The 13,831-nt window shown below is 65.5% G+C and carries 13 protein-coding genes and 1 other RNA gene; 7 read left to right on the top strand and 7 right to left on the bottom strand.

What is annotated here, in order from left to right:
• Window positions 1-9: 9 nt before the first annotated feature.
• Window positions 10-936: an aldose 1-epimerase family protein gene (locus C5C17_RS10645; protein ID WP_146079140.1), complete on the top strand. Its 927-nt coding sequence runs from the start codon at window positions 10-12 to the stop codon at window positions 934-936.
• Between the two features lie 51 nt (window positions 937-987).
• Here C5C17_RS10645 and C5C17_RS10640 read toward each other — a convergent pair whose 3' ends face one another.
• On the bottom strand, window positions 988-2,034 hold the full coding sequence (locus C5C17_RS10640; RefSeq protein ID WP_104253357.1) for a LacI family DNA-binding transcriptional regulator: 1,047 nt from the start codon (window positions 2,032-2,034) through the stop codon (window positions 988-990).
• A gap of 116 nt (window positions 2,035-2,150) precedes the next feature.
• On the opposite strand from C5C17_RS10640, the gene C5C17_RS10635 reads away from it, so the two are divergent.
• The 3 genes from C5C17_RS10635 (at window position 2,151) to C5C17_RS10625 (ending at window position 5,113) form a co-directional block, all read left to right on the top strand.
• Window positions 2,151-2,975 carry a Nif3-like dinuclear metal center hexameric protein gene (locus C5C17_RS10635; RefSeq protein ID WP_104253356.1) on the top strand — a complete coding sequence of 275 codons (825 nt, stop codon included), beginning with the start codon at window positions 2,151-2,153 and terminating at the stop codon, window positions 2,973-2,975.
• 102 nt (window positions 2,976-3,077) lie between these two features.
• Window positions 3,078-3,812, top strand: coding sequence for a zinc ribbon domain-containing protein (locus tag C5C17_RS10630; protein ID WP_104253355.1), 735 nt, complete (start codon window positions 3,078-3,080; stop codon window positions 3,810-3,812).
• A gap of 149 nt (window positions 3,813-3,961) precedes the next feature.
• The gene (locus C5C17_RS10625) at window positions 3,962-5,113 is read left to right on the top strand and encodes an ABC transporter ATP-binding protein (RefSeq protein WP_104253354.1); all 1,152 of its coding nucleotides are present in this window, start codon (window positions 3,962-3,964) and stop codon (window positions 5,111-5,113) included.
• A 244-nt stretch (window positions 5,114-5,357) separates the two neighbouring features.
• Here C5C17_RS10625 and C5C17_RS10620 read toward each other — a convergent pair whose 3' ends face one another.
• The 3 genes from C5C17_RS10620 to C5C17_RS10610 all read right to left on the bottom strand — a co-directional run bounded on the left by C5C17_RS10620 (window position 5,358) and on the right by C5C17_RS10610 (window position 8,871).
• Complete coding sequence (locus C5C17_RS10620; RefSeq protein WP_104253353.1) at window positions 5,358-6,320, bottom strand: carbohydrate ABC transporter permease; 963 nt, start codon at window positions 6,318-6,320, stop codon at window positions 5,358-5,360.
• A complete protein-coding gene (locus C5C17_RS10615) occupies window positions 6,317-7,447 on the bottom strand; it encodes a carbohydrate ABC transporter permease (protein WP_104253352.1) in 1,131 nt (376 codons plus the stop codon). Before C5C17_RS10615 ends, C5C17_RS10620 begins: the two co-directional genes overlap by 4 nt.
• A gap of 107 nt (window positions 7,448-7,554) precedes the next feature.
• Window positions 7,555-8,871: an ABC transporter substrate-binding protein gene (locus C5C17_RS10610; RefSeq protein WP_104253351.1), complete on the bottom strand. Its 1,317-nt coding sequence runs from the start codon at window positions 8,869-8,871 to the stop codon at window positions 7,555-7,557.
• Window positions 8,872-9,198: 327 nt separating this feature from the next.
• On the opposite strand from C5C17_RS10610, the gene rnpB reads away from it, so the two are divergent.
• An RNA gene (gene rnpB / locus C5C17_RS10605) (RNase P RNA component class A) lies at window positions 9,199-9,587 on the top strand.
• Between the two features lie 65 nt (window positions 9,588-9,652).
• Here rnpB and ppgK read toward each other — a convergent pair.
• Complete coding sequence (gene ppgK, locus C5C17_RS10600) at window positions 9,653-10,435, bottom strand: polyphosphate--glucose phosphotransferase (protein WP_104253848.1); 783 nt, start codon at window positions 10,433-10,435, stop codon at window positions 9,653-9,655.
• Window positions 10,436-10,487: 52 nt separating this feature from the next.
• The gene (gene map / locus C5C17_RS10595) at window positions 10,488-11,360 is read right to left on the bottom strand and encodes a type I methionyl aminopeptidase (RefSeq protein WP_104253350.1); all 873 of its coding nucleotides are present in this window, start codon (window positions 11,358-11,360) and stop codon (window positions 10,488-10,490) included.
• Window positions 11,361-11,372: 12 nt separating this feature from the next.
• Here map and C5C17_RS10590 point away from each other — a divergent pair, with 12 nt between their 5' ends.
• The gene (locus C5C17_RS10590; RefSeq protein ID WP_104253349.1) at window positions 11,373-11,561 is read left to right on the top strand and encodes a hypothetical protein; all 189 of its coding nucleotides are present in this window, start codon (window positions 11,373-11,375) and stop codon (window positions 11,559-11,561) included.
• Between the two features lie 29 nt (window positions 11,562-11,590).
• On the opposite strand, the gene panB is transcribed toward C5C17_RS10590, so the two are convergent.
• Complete coding sequence (gene panB, locus C5C17_RS10585; protein ID WP_258066166.1) at window positions 11,591-12,418, bottom strand: 3-methyl-2-oxobutanoate hydroxymethyltransferase; 828 nt, start codon at window positions 12,416-12,418, stop codon at window positions 11,591-11,593.
• A 75-nt stretch (window positions 12,419-12,493) separates the two neighbouring features.
• Here panB and C5C17_RS10580 point away from each other — a divergent pair, with 75 nt between their 5' ends.
• Window positions 12,494-13,831: a glutamine synthetase family protein gene (locus C5C17_RS10580; protein ID WP_104253347.1), complete on the top strand. Its 1,338-nt coding sequence runs from the start codon at window positions 12,494-12,496 to the stop codon at window positions 13,829-13,831.

Here is a 13,831-nt window from a genome sequence, read left to right as displayed (position 1 = left end):
GGTGGAGGCATGCACCCACCCGTCACCGGCGTTCAGCACCAGCTCGAGAATGCGCGTGTCCGCGTGGCGGTCGGCACCGTCGCGGCAGTGCTTCGCTCCCTCGAAGTCGACGGCGTGCAGCTGGTCGAGGACTTCGCCGACGACGTCCTTCCACCGTTCGGGGCCGGCATCACCCTCTTCCCATGGCCGAACCGGGTCCGCGACGGAAGATGGAGCTTCGGCGGCAAGACTCAGCAGCTCGACATCACCGAGCCGAGCAAGGGCAACGCCTCGCACGGCCTGCTCCGCAACACCGAGTACGCGGTCCTCGACGCGGACGCCTCAAGCATCGAGCTGGGGGCGACCGTCTACCCCCAGCACGGATGGCCGTTCACCCTCCGACACTGCGTCCGCTATCAGGCCACCAAGCACGGGGTCGAGGTCACGCACGAGGTCACCAATCTCGGGGCCCAGGACGCGGTGTTCGCGGTCGGCGCGCATCCGTATTTCCGACTGGGCGAAGAGCCCATCGGCGACCTCGTGGTCACGTCTGACCTGACCGAGCGGGTCCTCCTCGACGATCGCCTGCTTCCCATCGGCACGGAACCCGTCGTCACCGGAGGCGAGTTCGACCTGACGTCGGGTCGCGAGCTCCGAGAACTCGACCTGAACTACGCATTCAAGGTCCGGCGCAACCGCGAGAAGACGCTGGTCACCCTCTCGTCCCGATCGGGCGCCCGCCTCGAGCTGTGGGGCGACGACGACTTCCGGTACGTCCAGCTCTACACGCCGAGCGACTTCCCTCGACCCGAGGGGCACCACGGGGGTACGGGCCTCGCATTCGCTGCAGAGCCAATGACGGCACCGCCGGACGCCCTGAATTCCGGCACCGCCCTCATCGGGATCGAACCGGGCGAGGTCTGGACATCCTCCTGGGGAGTCACGTTCACGCGGTAGCAGGCAGTCCTCCTGGCAGGGTGACCGGTCGCCCGTCAGACGCCAGTGCGTTCAGATGCCGGAGCCTGACGACCGTCGCACGACCAGGCGCGGCTCGATGAGCAACTCATGCGGCAGCGAGTCGTTGCCGGCCTCGGCTTCGATGAGCCAACGGGCAGCCTCTCGTCCGATGACGCCGTTGTGCGGGTCGACCGAGGTCAGCGAGACTCCGGCTATCGACGCGAGGAACGAGTTGTCGTACCCCGTGAGTGCCACGTCCTCCGGGGTCAGCCCCCGCTCATCGAGGGCGCGCTGCACTCCGAGAGCCGCAAGGTCGTTCGCCGCGATGATGGCCGTCGGTCGGTTCTCGCGAGAGAGCAGACTCGTCGCGGCCACGTAGCCGCCGAGCTCCGTGAAGTCGCTGTCCTGCACGTGCACGTGACGTGCGAGCCCGTGCCTGGTCATGGCCTCCTCGTAGGCGTCCGCTCGGCTGCGACCGACGGCCGTCATACCGCCGAGGTGCGCGATGTCACTGTGCCCGAGACTCGTGAGGTGCTCGATGAGGAGGGCGAGCCCCTTCCTGTCGTCGGTTCGCACGCTGCCCGCGCTCGGCAAGCCCTCCGCCAGGCCCGAAGCCACGACGACCGGGCGGTCCTCGGCGAGCGAGCCGAGTGACGTCACGTCCGGAAGGGAGCCGGCGATGAGGACGCTTCGGGGACGCAGATCGCTGAGCGTCGCGATCGTCCCCTCGTTCAGGAGACGAACGGTCCCGGATTGCGGCAGCACGGCGGTTGTCATCAGACCGCGGCGCCCCGCCCGGTCGAACTCCAGGCTCGCGGCGTCGATGATCTCGGCGAAGACCGGATTCACGGGGTCGGCGACGAGGATGCCGATGAAGTCGCTCATATTCGTAGCGAGGGAACGGGCGAGCAGATTTGGGCGGAAGCCGAGCTCCTCGGCGGCGGCGAGGACGCGCCCCTTCCGGGCTTCGCTGACCTTCTCCGGGTCGCTGTAGACGAGTGACACCAGCGACTTCGAGACGCCAGCGACCGCTGCCACATCGCGAATAGTCGGACGCTTCGCGGGATTCGCGACAGCGTCGCGCTGTTGTTCTGACAAGACGTCTCCTGGGGGAAACTCTGAGAGCAGGACTGCCGGGGGAAAGGAGCAATGAACTGCTCACTCTACGCGGAAAGTCCACTGCTTGGCCCTATCACCGCAGCTAGGATCGCCCTATGGTGACCCGACTGCGCGATGTCCTGGAATTTGCCGAGAGAAGCTGGCCGACGGCGGGGGCGGAAGCCTGGGATTCCGTCGGACTGGTGTCCGGTTCACCCGAGGCGACGATCACCCGGATCCTGTTGGCGGTGGATGTGACGCAGATCACCGTCGGCGAGGCGGTCGACACCTCGTCCGACCTCCTCCTCGTGCACCACCCGCTGCTCCTGCGCGGTGTCACGACCGTCGCCGAGACGACGGCGAAGGGGGCACTCCTCGCGACCCTCATCCGAGCCCAGTGCGCCTTGCTTGCGGCTCACACCAATGCGGACGTCGTTGAGACCGGGACCTCCGCAGCGCTCGCCGCGGCGCTTGGCCTCGAAGGTGCAGTACCCATCGTCGTGTCGACCGACCACCCGAGTCGCGGGCTCGGCCGCGTCGGCGTCCTGCCGGAGCCGATGACGCTCGGTGCGCTCGCTCGGAGAGTCGCCAGCATTCTGCCGGCGACCGCTACGGGCATCCGGGCCGCGGGCGCGTTCGACCGAGTCGTCGAGACCGTCGCGCTCTGCGGAGGCGCCGGCGACTCGCTGCTCAGCGAGCCGGCAGTCGTGAGCGCGGATGTCTACATCACCAGCGACCTCCGGCATCACCCCGCCTCAGAGGCTCTCGAAGAGAGCCTGGCGAGGGGGAGCGGCCCGGCGCTCATCGACACCTCGCATTGGGCGAGCGAGTGGCTGTGGCTCGATCACGCGGCGCGAGAGCTCCGGGAGGCGTTCCCCGAGGTGGAGGTCGAGGTCTCGGAGCTGCGGACGGATCCCTGGGACTTCGCCATCCCGCAGTAGTCGACTCCGCGCACGCGAGCGCGCCCTGTGCGGGCAGCGCGCGACTTCACGACAGAATGAGAGCACTATGAACGTCATCCAAGACACGAACACGGGCCGGGCATGAAGGCCAGCGAGGCGGACCAGCGGCGTCTGCTCGAACTCGCCGACGTCGACACCAAGCGTCGACGAGTGCAGCACGTCGCGAAGAACCTGCCAGAGCAGCATCACCTGAACGCCCTCGACGAGGAGCGGACGCAGCATCGCGCCGAGGTCGTTCGGCTGCTCGGCCAGCTCGAGGACTCCCGCAGCGAGCTCAGCAAGATCGAGTCAGATGTGGCGACCGTCGAGGCGCGTCTCAAACGAGACGAGGAGCGACTGCAGGGCGCATCGAGCCGCAAGGACATCGAGGCGCTGCAGCGCGAGATCGAAGTGCTCCAGCGCCGTCGCTCGATCCTCGAAGATGGCGAACTCGAGGTCATGCAGCGCGTCGAGGAGCAGACCGCCGCTCACCAGGCAGCGCTCGAGTCGCAGCGTGGAGTCGAGGAGCGTGCAACCGAGCTCACGGTGCTGCGGGATGCCGCCCGTGACAACCTGAAGGGCGAGTATCGCGTGCTCGCCGAACAGCGGGAGAGCGTGCGTGCCACGCTCCCGACCGATCTCGTCGCCCTCTACGAGAAGCAGCGGGAGCGGTACGGGGTTGGCGCGGCCGAGCTCATCGGCATCATCACGACCGGCACGAACGTCGCGCTCGATCGGCCGGAGCTCGAGAAGATCCGCCGCGCCGCGCCGGATGACGTCGTGATCTGCCCGGATTCCGGCGCGATCCTCGTGCGCACGGAGAAATCCTCGCTCTGATGCGAACACGTCGCGCGCCCGCCGCTGAGTTCTGACATACTCAGTGGTGGAGCGCCGACGGCGTCGCTTGTAGTGAAACGCATCGTTGCTCCTCACCTATTACTACGGATCGTCCGGCACGTACCTGCCGGTAATGAGGGAGTACTCCTATGGCAACTGTGACCTTTGAAAGCGCCTCGCGCATCTACACCGAGGGCGCTCGCCCCGCGGTCGACAGCTTGGACCTCGAGATCGACGACGGAGAGTTCCTCGTCCTCGTCGGCCCGTCCGGCTGCGGCAAGTCCACATCGCTGCGCATGCTGGCAGGCCTCGAGGAGGTGAACCGCGGGCGCATCCTCATCGGCGACCGCGACGTCACGCATCTCCCGCCCAAGGACCGCGACATCGCCATGGTGTTCCAGAGCTACGCGCTCTACCCGCACATGACCGTCGGCGAGAACATGGGCTTCGCCCTCAAGATCGCCGGCATCAACAAGGAAGAGCGTGCGAAGCGCGTTCTCGAGGCCGCCAAGATCCTCGACCTCGAGCCCTACCTCGACCGCAAGCCGAAGGCGCTCTCCGGTGGTCAGCGCCAGCGCGTTGCGATGGGCCGCGCCATCGTCCGCAGCCCCCAGGTCTTCCTCATGGATGAGCCGCTCTCGAACCTCGACGCGAAGCTGCGCGTGCAGACGCGTACGCAGATCGCGAGCCTCACCCGCCGTCTCGGCGTCACGACGGTCTACGTCACGCACGACCAGACCGAGGCGCTCACCATGGGCGACCGTATCGCCGTGCTCAAGGACGGCGTGCTGCAGCAGGTCGGAACGCCGCGTGAGCTCTACGCGAAGCCGAAGAACGTCTTCGTCGCAGGCTTCATCGGCAGCCCGTCGATGAACATCTTCGGTGCCGACCTGACCTCCGAGGGCGTCCGCTTCGGCACCGACGTCATCCCGCTCGAGCGCGCGACGCTGGCGAAGCTCAAGTCGGGCACCGCGACCGTCGGCGTTCGCCCGGACGACATCATCATCTCGCGCGAGGAGAAGCCCGGCCTCAAGGTCGAGGTCGACCTGGTCGAGGAGCTCGGCGCCGAGGGATACCTCTACGGCCACTCGATGATCGACGGGAAGCGCACGGACATCGTCGCTCGTGTGGACGGTCGCAGCCACCCCGAGGTCGGCGAGACGATCTACGTCACGACCGATAACGACCACATCCACATCTTCGACCCGGAGACGGAGCAGCGCATCAGCGGTGCGCTCACGGAGGCCATCCGCCTCCAGGAGGCGAACGACGCTCTCGCGAGCGGCGCGGCAACCAGCTAGTAGCTATCTGCACATGCGGAACGCCCTCCGCAGATCTCGCGATCTGCGGAGGGCGTTCTGCTGTCCGCTCCTCTGTCCGTTCTGTTCGCTAGGCTGTGCGCTCCTCACAGTTGGGAAAGGCCTCCTCACGACGTTGCCGGCAGGCGCCCGCGTAGGCCGCGTGGAACGGGGGCACGAATGAGGGGGAGCCAATTGGCTCCCCCTCATCGGTTGGCTGCTGGCACGTGGTGGTGCCGGCAGGTGACTAGCCCTTCGTGGAACCTGCCAGCAGGCCGCGCACGAAGTACCGCTGCAGCGAGAAGAACACGATGAGCGGGACCAGGATGGAGAGGAACGCGCCAGCTGTGAGCAGCGGCCATTCCTGACCACGTGAGCCCGTGATCTCAGCGAGCAGCTTCGTCATCGGTGCAACAGCACCGTCCGCGAACACGAGCGCGACGAGCAGGTCGTTCCACACCCAGAGGAACTGGAAGATCCCGAACGATGCCACGGCAGGAAGCGTCAGCGGGACGATGATGCGGAAGAAGATCTGGCCGTGGCTCGCGCCGTCGACCCGAGCGGCTTCGATGACCTCGCGCGGGATCTCCGCGATGAAGTTATGCAGCAGGAAGATGGCGAGCGGCATGGCGAAGATCGAGTGCGCGATCCACACCTGTGCGAACCCGGCATCTGCACCGAAGGCTGCGATCACGGGAACACCGAACAGCTCTCCGCGAGCAAACAGTTGCAGGAGCGGCACAAGTGCCATCTGGATCGGCACGACCTGGAGCGCAAAGATCAGGACGAAGAGCCAGTTCTTGCCCTTGAAGTCCATCCATGCGAACGCGTAGGCGGCTAGGAGGGCGATCGCCAGTGGGATGACCGTCGCTGGGAGTGCGATGACGATCGAGTTGAGGAACGCCTGCGCCATCGTGAGCTGGGTGTTGCCTGCGGCAAGCACTTCGACGTAGTTGTCGAAGGTGAAGCCCCAGTTCTCGAAGATCGTCCACCAGCCGGTGCTGACGACCTCTGCCTTGGGGCGGAACGAGGAGACGAAGAGTCCGAACGTCGGGATGGTCCAGATGACGGCGATGGCGATCGCCGCGATGGTCGCCCATCGACTGGTGAGATTCTTCTTGACCTTGCCGCTTGTGCTCTGCTCGCCTCGCGCGAGCTGCTCCGCCGTCTTGGTGTCGACGGGAAGTTCGACTGGAACGATGGCGCTCATCGGATCTCCCTCTGCTTCTTCATCTGGTTCGCGTTGTAGATGATGATCGGCAGCACGAGGATGAACAGCACGACCGCGAAGGCGGCCGATCGTCCGGTTTCGAAGGTCTTGAACTGCGTGTACATCTCGTTGGCGATGACGCTCGTGTCGTTGGCGCCTGCCGTCATCGTGCGAACGATGTCGAAGACTTTCAGCGAGGCGATGGAGATCGTCGTCACGACGACGACAAGGGACGAGCGGATACCGGGAACAGTCACGTTGATGAAGCGCTGCCACGGGTTTGCACCGTCGAGCGACGCGGCCTCGATCTGGTCCATCGGCACGCCCTTGATGGCCGCGGAGAGCACGACCATGGCGAAGCCGGTCTGCACCCAGATGAGCACGATGATGAGGAAGAACGTGTTGAGCGGCGACTCAGCCAGGAAGTCGTAGGGCTGTCCGCCGAACCAGACGATGATCTGGTTGAGGAGACCGATCTGGTCCTGGTCGGCAGGACGCGCCGTGTACATGAACCTGAAGATGATCGACGCGCCGACGAACGAGATGGCCATCGGCATGAAGACGAGCGCCTTGAGGAACTTCTCCCCGCGTGACTTGTCGATGAAGACGGCGTAGGCGAGGCCAGCGACCGTTGAGAGGACCGGGGTGACGACGACCCAGATGATCGTGTTCAGGACCGTCCGGATACCGCTCGGCTGCGTGAAGATCCAGATGAAGTTCTCGAGGCCGACGAAGTCGCCGGACTTGTTGGTGAACGCCTGGCCAGTGGTTTGGATGCTCGGAACGATGAGTCCGATGGTGACGAGCACGAGAGCGGGCGCCAGGAAGCCGATCAGAGCGATGAGGTACCCGGCACCTTCACGTGAGCGAAGGTCGAGCCAGAACAGAAGGGCACCGAGCGCGATGGCGACAATGGCCGCCCATGTGTAGGTGCCGAGAATGAAGACGAGCGCGACCGGGACTGCAATGCAGACCACGAGGCGGAGGACCGTGTACTTGGTACCGGGCCTTGGTGCGAGCTCAACGAAGTAGACGATGAGTGCGACGACCGCGAGGAACGCGATGATGACAATCGGGACTTGTAGGAGTGGTGGCTGTTGAGCCAGCCACGTGAAGAAACTTGCCATTGTGACCTTCCAGGGTGGCAGACAAGCACGTTCGCGGGGGACGACGTCGTCCGTGCGGTGGAGTGAGTGTGGAGCATCCGGTACAGCCGGATGCTCCACACGGGTGCTTAGCTGGAGGGCCAGCCGGATTCGATCTGGGTCGTCACAGTGTTGACGTCCGTGCCGTTGACCCAGTCGATGATGCCCTTCCAGAACGTGCCTGCGCCGACTGCCGAAGGCATGAGGTCAGAGGCGTCGAACCGGAAAGTCGTCTCCGGGTCCTGGAGGATCGCTATGGACTCCTGCAGAATCGGGCTCGATGCGTTCGTGGGGTCCAGACCAGTATTGGCACTGATGACGCCACCGAGCGAGACTCGGCTATTCGCCCACTCTGGGCTGGAGAGGTACTCCTGCACCTTCACGGTGTCTTCGTCCGAGTTGAATGAGCCGACGATCTCGCCACCGCCGGTGACCGCCTGTTCCTTGCCCTCAGCGGGAGGCGTCATGAAGGCCCAGACGTCGCCGTCCTCGCCGACGGTGCCGCCTGCTTCAGTGATGTAGCCGTCGTAGAAGGAAGCCTGGTGGTGGAGCGCGCAGGTTCCGTCAACAATCTTGGGAGCTACGTCGCCGAAGGCCGTCGAGTTGATCGAGCGAACATCCCCGAAACCCGCGTTTACGTAGTCGGGATTGGTGAGGATCTTGCCTGCCTCATTGAACGCCTCCTGGATGCGCGGATCGGTGAAGGGAATCTCGTTGGCAACCCACTGATCGTAGACGTCCGGTCCGTGCAGACGGATGACGAGGTCTTCGACCCAGTCCGTGCCGGGCCAGCCGGTGGCTGCGTCTGAGCCGAAGCCGGCACACCAAGGTGCGCTTCCGGTCTTGGCCTGGATCTCACCGGTCAGCGTGATGAGTTCTTCCCATGTGGCGGGCGCTTCGAATCCGTTGTCCTTGAAGAACTGCGGGGAGTACCAGATGAAGCCCTTGAGGTTAGCCATGAGCGGCGCACCGTACACGGTTCCGTCGTACGAGGAGTAAGTCTTCCAATCCTCAGACCAGTACTCTTCCAAATTGCTGACCACACCTTCGGGTGCTTCGGTCAGCAGTCCGCCGCTTGCAAGGTCGCCCATGAGACCGGGCTGCGGGAAGATGGCGATGTCTGGCGGGGTGCCTCCCTGCGCGCGCACCGAGATCTGTGTCTCGAACTCCTTGGAGCCCTCGTACATGATCTCGATGCCGTTCTCTTCTTCCCAGGCGGCCCAGGACTCTTCGAGCAGGGCGGCCTCGGAATCGACGAGCGTACCGTAGACCGTGACCTTGTTGTCGCTGGGGCCGCCTGCGTTTTCCTGCACACCGGGTCCACCGGAACAGGCTGTCAGCCCGAGACCGGCTACTGCGAGTGCGGCAACCGCTGTTGCGGCGCGCCGCTTCGTGGATGTTGTCATTGAACTCCTCCTTAAGTCCTTGACTGCGAGCGAACCGTCGTTCCGGGCAGTCATTGCCCGGGAGTCGCTGCTGGAGCGCAACGGTTCGAGCACTGCATTCCTGAGATCTGCGTGTGGGAATGCCGTGCGCTTTTGGAGCGTACACGAACATATGAGTTCATCCACGCCGTTCACTAAGTCGTTATCAATCGATGCCCCGTGCGGTGAGAACCCCCTGGGCCTGGGCCGATTTTGTTGTTTTGCAGGACAACCGAGGAGGACCAGGAGTTGGTCCTGCTGTCATCACAAGCAAGAGGTTCTGTGGATCGCGATAGTATTGGCGAAGAGTAGGTCGACCAGGCGGTCGCGTCATGGGAGACCATGCCGAGGAACGTCCGGGCTCCATAGAGCAGGACGGTGGGTAACGCCCACCCGGGGAAACCCGCGAGACAGTGCCACAGAAAGCAGACCGCCCCGCCGCCGCTTCCTTCGAGGAGCGGGACGTCCTCCGGGACGCAGGGGTAAGGGTGAAAGGGTGGGGTAAGAGCCCACCGGGTGCCTGGTGACAGGTGCCGCACGGTAAACCTCGTCCGGAGCAAGGCCATACAGGGGATGACGACGCTGCTCGCCGAGTCCCCGGGTAGGCCGCTAGATTCGCGCGGCAACGTGCGAGCGAGAGAGATGGCCGCCCCCGACGCAAGTCGGGACAGAACCCGGCGTATCGGTCGGCCTGCTCACCTCAGCTTGGAGACGAGAGGCCGGGGCGACGCGTCGCCCCGGCCTCTCGTCGTGGTTGAAAGTCCTACACCCAGTGCTCTGCTGCGAGGCACGCCGAGCCGACGATCCCGGCGTTGTTCATGAATTCGGCCACCACGATCGGCGTCTCCACATCGATGTAGTGGAGGAACTCATCGGCCTGCTTCGAGATGCCCCCGGAGACGATGAACACGTCGGGGGAGAACAGCGCTTCGAGGTGACGGTAGTACGGGGTGAGGCGAGCCCCCCATTCCGCGAATGACAGCTCCTCGCGCTCCCGGACCTTCGACGACGCGTACTTCTCGTAGTCGCTGTGCTCGCCGATGCCGATGTGGCCGAGCTCGGAGTTCGGGAACAGGTGGCCGCCGTAGAACATCGCCGTGCCGATGCCGGTGCCGAGCGTGGTCATGATGACGCTGTCGAGCCGGCCGTGGGCGACGCCGAATCGGACCTCGGCGATGCCGGCCGCGTCCGCATCGTTGGCGAGTGCGACCTCCCGGCCCACAGCTTCCGAGAACGCCGCGCGAGCCGCGAAGTTGATCCACAGCGGCGAGATGTTGGCGGCTGACCGGGTCACGCCGTGCTTGACGATCGCGGGGACGCTGATGCCGACCGGCACGTCGGTGTCGCCGTCGAGGTCCTTGGCCCAGATCTTCCGGACGATCTCCATCGTCGCCTCGATCACCTCGCGGGGGTCCCCGCCGACCGGAGTCGGCACCTTCCGACGCTTGGAGAGGAGCTCTCCTGTCTGCAGGTCGACAAGCGCTCCCTTGATGCCGGTCCCGCCGATGTCGATGCCGATGGCCTTCGTGGCTCTGCTCTTCCCCATGCCTGCGAGCATATCGGGCGCGGGGGGCGATGGCCCTTCGCCATCGGGGGCGTCAGGCTGTCGGAACCGTGAGCAGGCGGGCTCCGTCCGCGGTGACGACGACGGTGTGCTCCCACTGCGCGCAGCGGGACCCGTCGGCGGTGACGACCGTCCATCCGTCCTCCCAGAGACGCCAGTCGGATGTTCCGAGCGTGAGCATGGGCTCGACCGTGAAGACCATGCCCTCTTCGAGGACGGTCGTGTACTGGGGAGCGTCGTAGTGCGGGATGATGAGGCCGGAGTGGAACGCCCCGCCGACCCCGTGACCCGTGTAGTCCCGGACGACCCCGTAGCCGAACCGGCCCGCGTACTTCTCGATGACTCGGCCGATGACGTTGACCTGGCGACCCGGCTTCGCGGCGGCGATACCGCGCATCATGGCCTCGTGGGTTCGCTCGACGAGCAGCCGCGACTCCTCATCCACCTCACCGACGAGGTACATGCGGTTCGTGTCGCCGTGCATCCCCTCGAAGTAGGCGGTGATGTCGACGTTGAGGATGTCGCCCGATTCGAGCCGTGTGTCATCGGGGATCCCGTGGCAGATGACTTCGTTGAGCGAGGTGCAGCTTGCCTTCGGGAACCCGCGGTAGCCGAGTGTCGATGGGTAGGCGCCGCGGGCCGTCACGAACTCGTGGGCGATGCTGTCGAGTTCGTCCGTCGTGATGCCGGGAACGACGTGCTGTTGCAGGTGCTGGAGCGCGTCGGCGGCGATGGCGGAGGCTCGAGCAATGCGTGCGACCTCGTCTGGCGTGTACACGTCACCGCCGGTCCACGTGTCGGGTGCCTGCTTGCCGACGTACGGCGGTCGGGCGATCGAGGACGGGACGGATCTGACTGGTGCGCTTCGGCCGGGTGTGAGGAGTCCGGTTCTCGGGTCTTTCGGCATACGCTTGAGCCTATGACCGATACGCATGCACAGGAATTCTGGTACAACTCGCGCACGGGAGAGGTCGAGGCCGGAAAGCAGTCCCTCGGCTCCGAGCTCGTCGGCCCGTTCGCCTCTGAGGCGGAGGCGAAGCGTGCCCCCGAGAAGCTGCAGGAGCGAGCAAGGGCCTGGGCCGAGGAGGAAGCCGACGAGGACCGCTGACTCGCACCTCCGTCGGCCGTCTGACGCCGCTAGCTGGTCTGGTCTTCGAAGCTCTCGGCGGCTGACGGGAACGCCCCTGACTTGACCTCGTCGCGGTACGCGGATGCCGCGTCGAGGAGCGTCGTGCGAAGGTCCGCGTACTTGCGGACGAATCGCGGCACGCGCCCCGTGCCGAGGCCCATCGCGTCAGTCCAGACGAGGATCTGCCCGTCGCATTCGGCACCGGCGCCGATGCCGATGGTGGGGATGACGAGTTCCCGGGTGATCTCGGCGGCGAGCACCGCCGGCACCATCTCGAGCACGACGCTGAAGGCGCCCGCGTCCTGCACGGCTCGTGCATCCGCGCGCACGCGCTCAGCCGAGTCGCCCCTGCCCTGGACGACGTGCCCACCGAGACCGTGCTCGCTCTGCGGCGTGTAGCCGATATGGGCTATGACGGGGATGCCCGCCTCCACGATGCGCTTGATGGTCGCGTGTGATCGCACGCCGCCCTCGAGCTTCACCGCCTGCACGCCTGCTTCTTTCATGAAGCGGACCGCAGTGTCCAGCGCCTGCTCCGGTCCGCGCTCGTAGCTGCCGAACGGGAGATCCGCGACGACAAGGGCTCGCGACACGCCGCGCGCGACGGAGCGCGCCATGGGAATCAGCTCGTCGACCGTGACGGGCAGCGTGGAGGTCTCGCCGAGCACGGTCGTCGCGGCGGAATCGCCGACGAGGAGCACGTCGATGCCGGCTTCGTCAAACACCGCAGCGGTCATGGCGTCGTAGCTGGTGAGTGCGGTAATGCGCTCACCAGCGGCCTTGGCCGCCTGGAAGTGTCGAATTCGGACTCGCTTCGGTGCACTGGCCTGAGACATGCAGGCCATCATACGGCGGGGCGGCCTCAAGCCCAGTAGCCTATGGGGAGGCGCACAACAAGAATTGGAGCCCGAGTGGACAAGCAGCAGGACTTCGTACTCCGCCAGATCGAGGAGCGCGGGATCAAGTTCATCCGCCTGTGGTTCACGGATGTTCTCGGAACATTGAAGTCCGTGGCTATCGCACCGGCGGAGGTCGAGGGTGCCTTCAACGAGGGCATCGGGCTCGACGGCTCCGCCGTCGAGGGCTTCACGAGGCGCTCCGAGGCGGACATGCTCCTCCACCCGGACCCATCGACCTTCCAGATGCTGCCGTGGCGTGGGGACATCGACCCGACGGCGCGCATGTTCTGCGACATCTCTACGCCGGATGGCCAGCCCTCCGTGACCGACCCGCGTCGGGTGCTCCGCCGCGCGCTCGACGTGGCCTCGGCGCAGGGATTCACGTTCTACGTGCACCCTGAGATCGAGTTCTACCTGCTGAAGTCGGATGAGGCGCTCAACGGCGAACCCGTGCCCGCCGACAACGCCGGCTACTTCGACAACGTCCCCGGCGGCACCGCACACGACTTCCGTCGCCGCGCTGTCCGCATCCTGGAGGACCTCGGTATCTCCGTCGAGTACAGCCACCACGAGGCTGGACCCGGGCAGAACGAGATCGACCTCCGCTTCTCTGACGCGCTCAACACGGCCGACAACGTCATGACGTTCCGCACGGTCGTCAAGGAAGTGGCCATCGAGCAGGGCGTGTACGCGACGTTCATGCCGAAGCCCATGTGGCAGCACCCCGGCAGCGGCATGCACACGCACGTCTCGCTGTTCGAGGGCGACACGAACGTCTTCCACGAGCCGGGGGCCGAGTACCAGCTCTCGAAGATCGGCAGGCACTTCGTCGCAGGTCTCCTCAAGCACGCACCTGAGATCACCGCCGTGACGAACCAGTTCGTCAACTCCTATAAGCGCATCTGGGGTGGCGACGAAGCCCCCAGCTACGCCTGCTGGGGCCACAACAACAGCTCGGCTCTCGTGCGCATCCCGACCTACAAGCCCAACAAGGGCGGCTCGGCGCGTGTCGAGTACCGCGGCATCGACTCAGCCGCGAACCCGTACCTCGCGTACGCCGTCCTGCTCTCCGCTGGGCTCAAGGGCGTCTCGGAGGAGTACGAGCTGCCCGCTGAGATCGAAGGCGACATCTGGGAGATGTCGCCTCGCGAGCGCAGCGTGCTCGGCTTCGACCCGCTGCCCTCGAGCCTCAACGAGGCCATCTCCATCATGGAGAACTCGGAACTCGTGGCAGAGACGCTCGGCGAGCAGGTGTTCGCGTACTTCCTCGCGAACAAGCGCGCCGAGTGGAAGCAGTACCGCGCACAGGTCACCCCGTTCGAGCTGGCCTCGAACCTGCACGCCTTGTAA

Origin of the sequence: Pseudoclavibacter sp. RFBA6 (assembly GCF_002931575.1) — a bacterium.
In the GTDB taxonomy this organism is placed as follows: Bacteria; Actinomycetota; Actinomycetes; order Actinomycetales; family Microbacteriaceae; genus Pseudoclavibacter; species Pseudoclavibacter terrae.
Note: the sequence above shows the minus strand (reverse complement) of the source record. Positions and strands in the feature narration are given on the sequence as shown.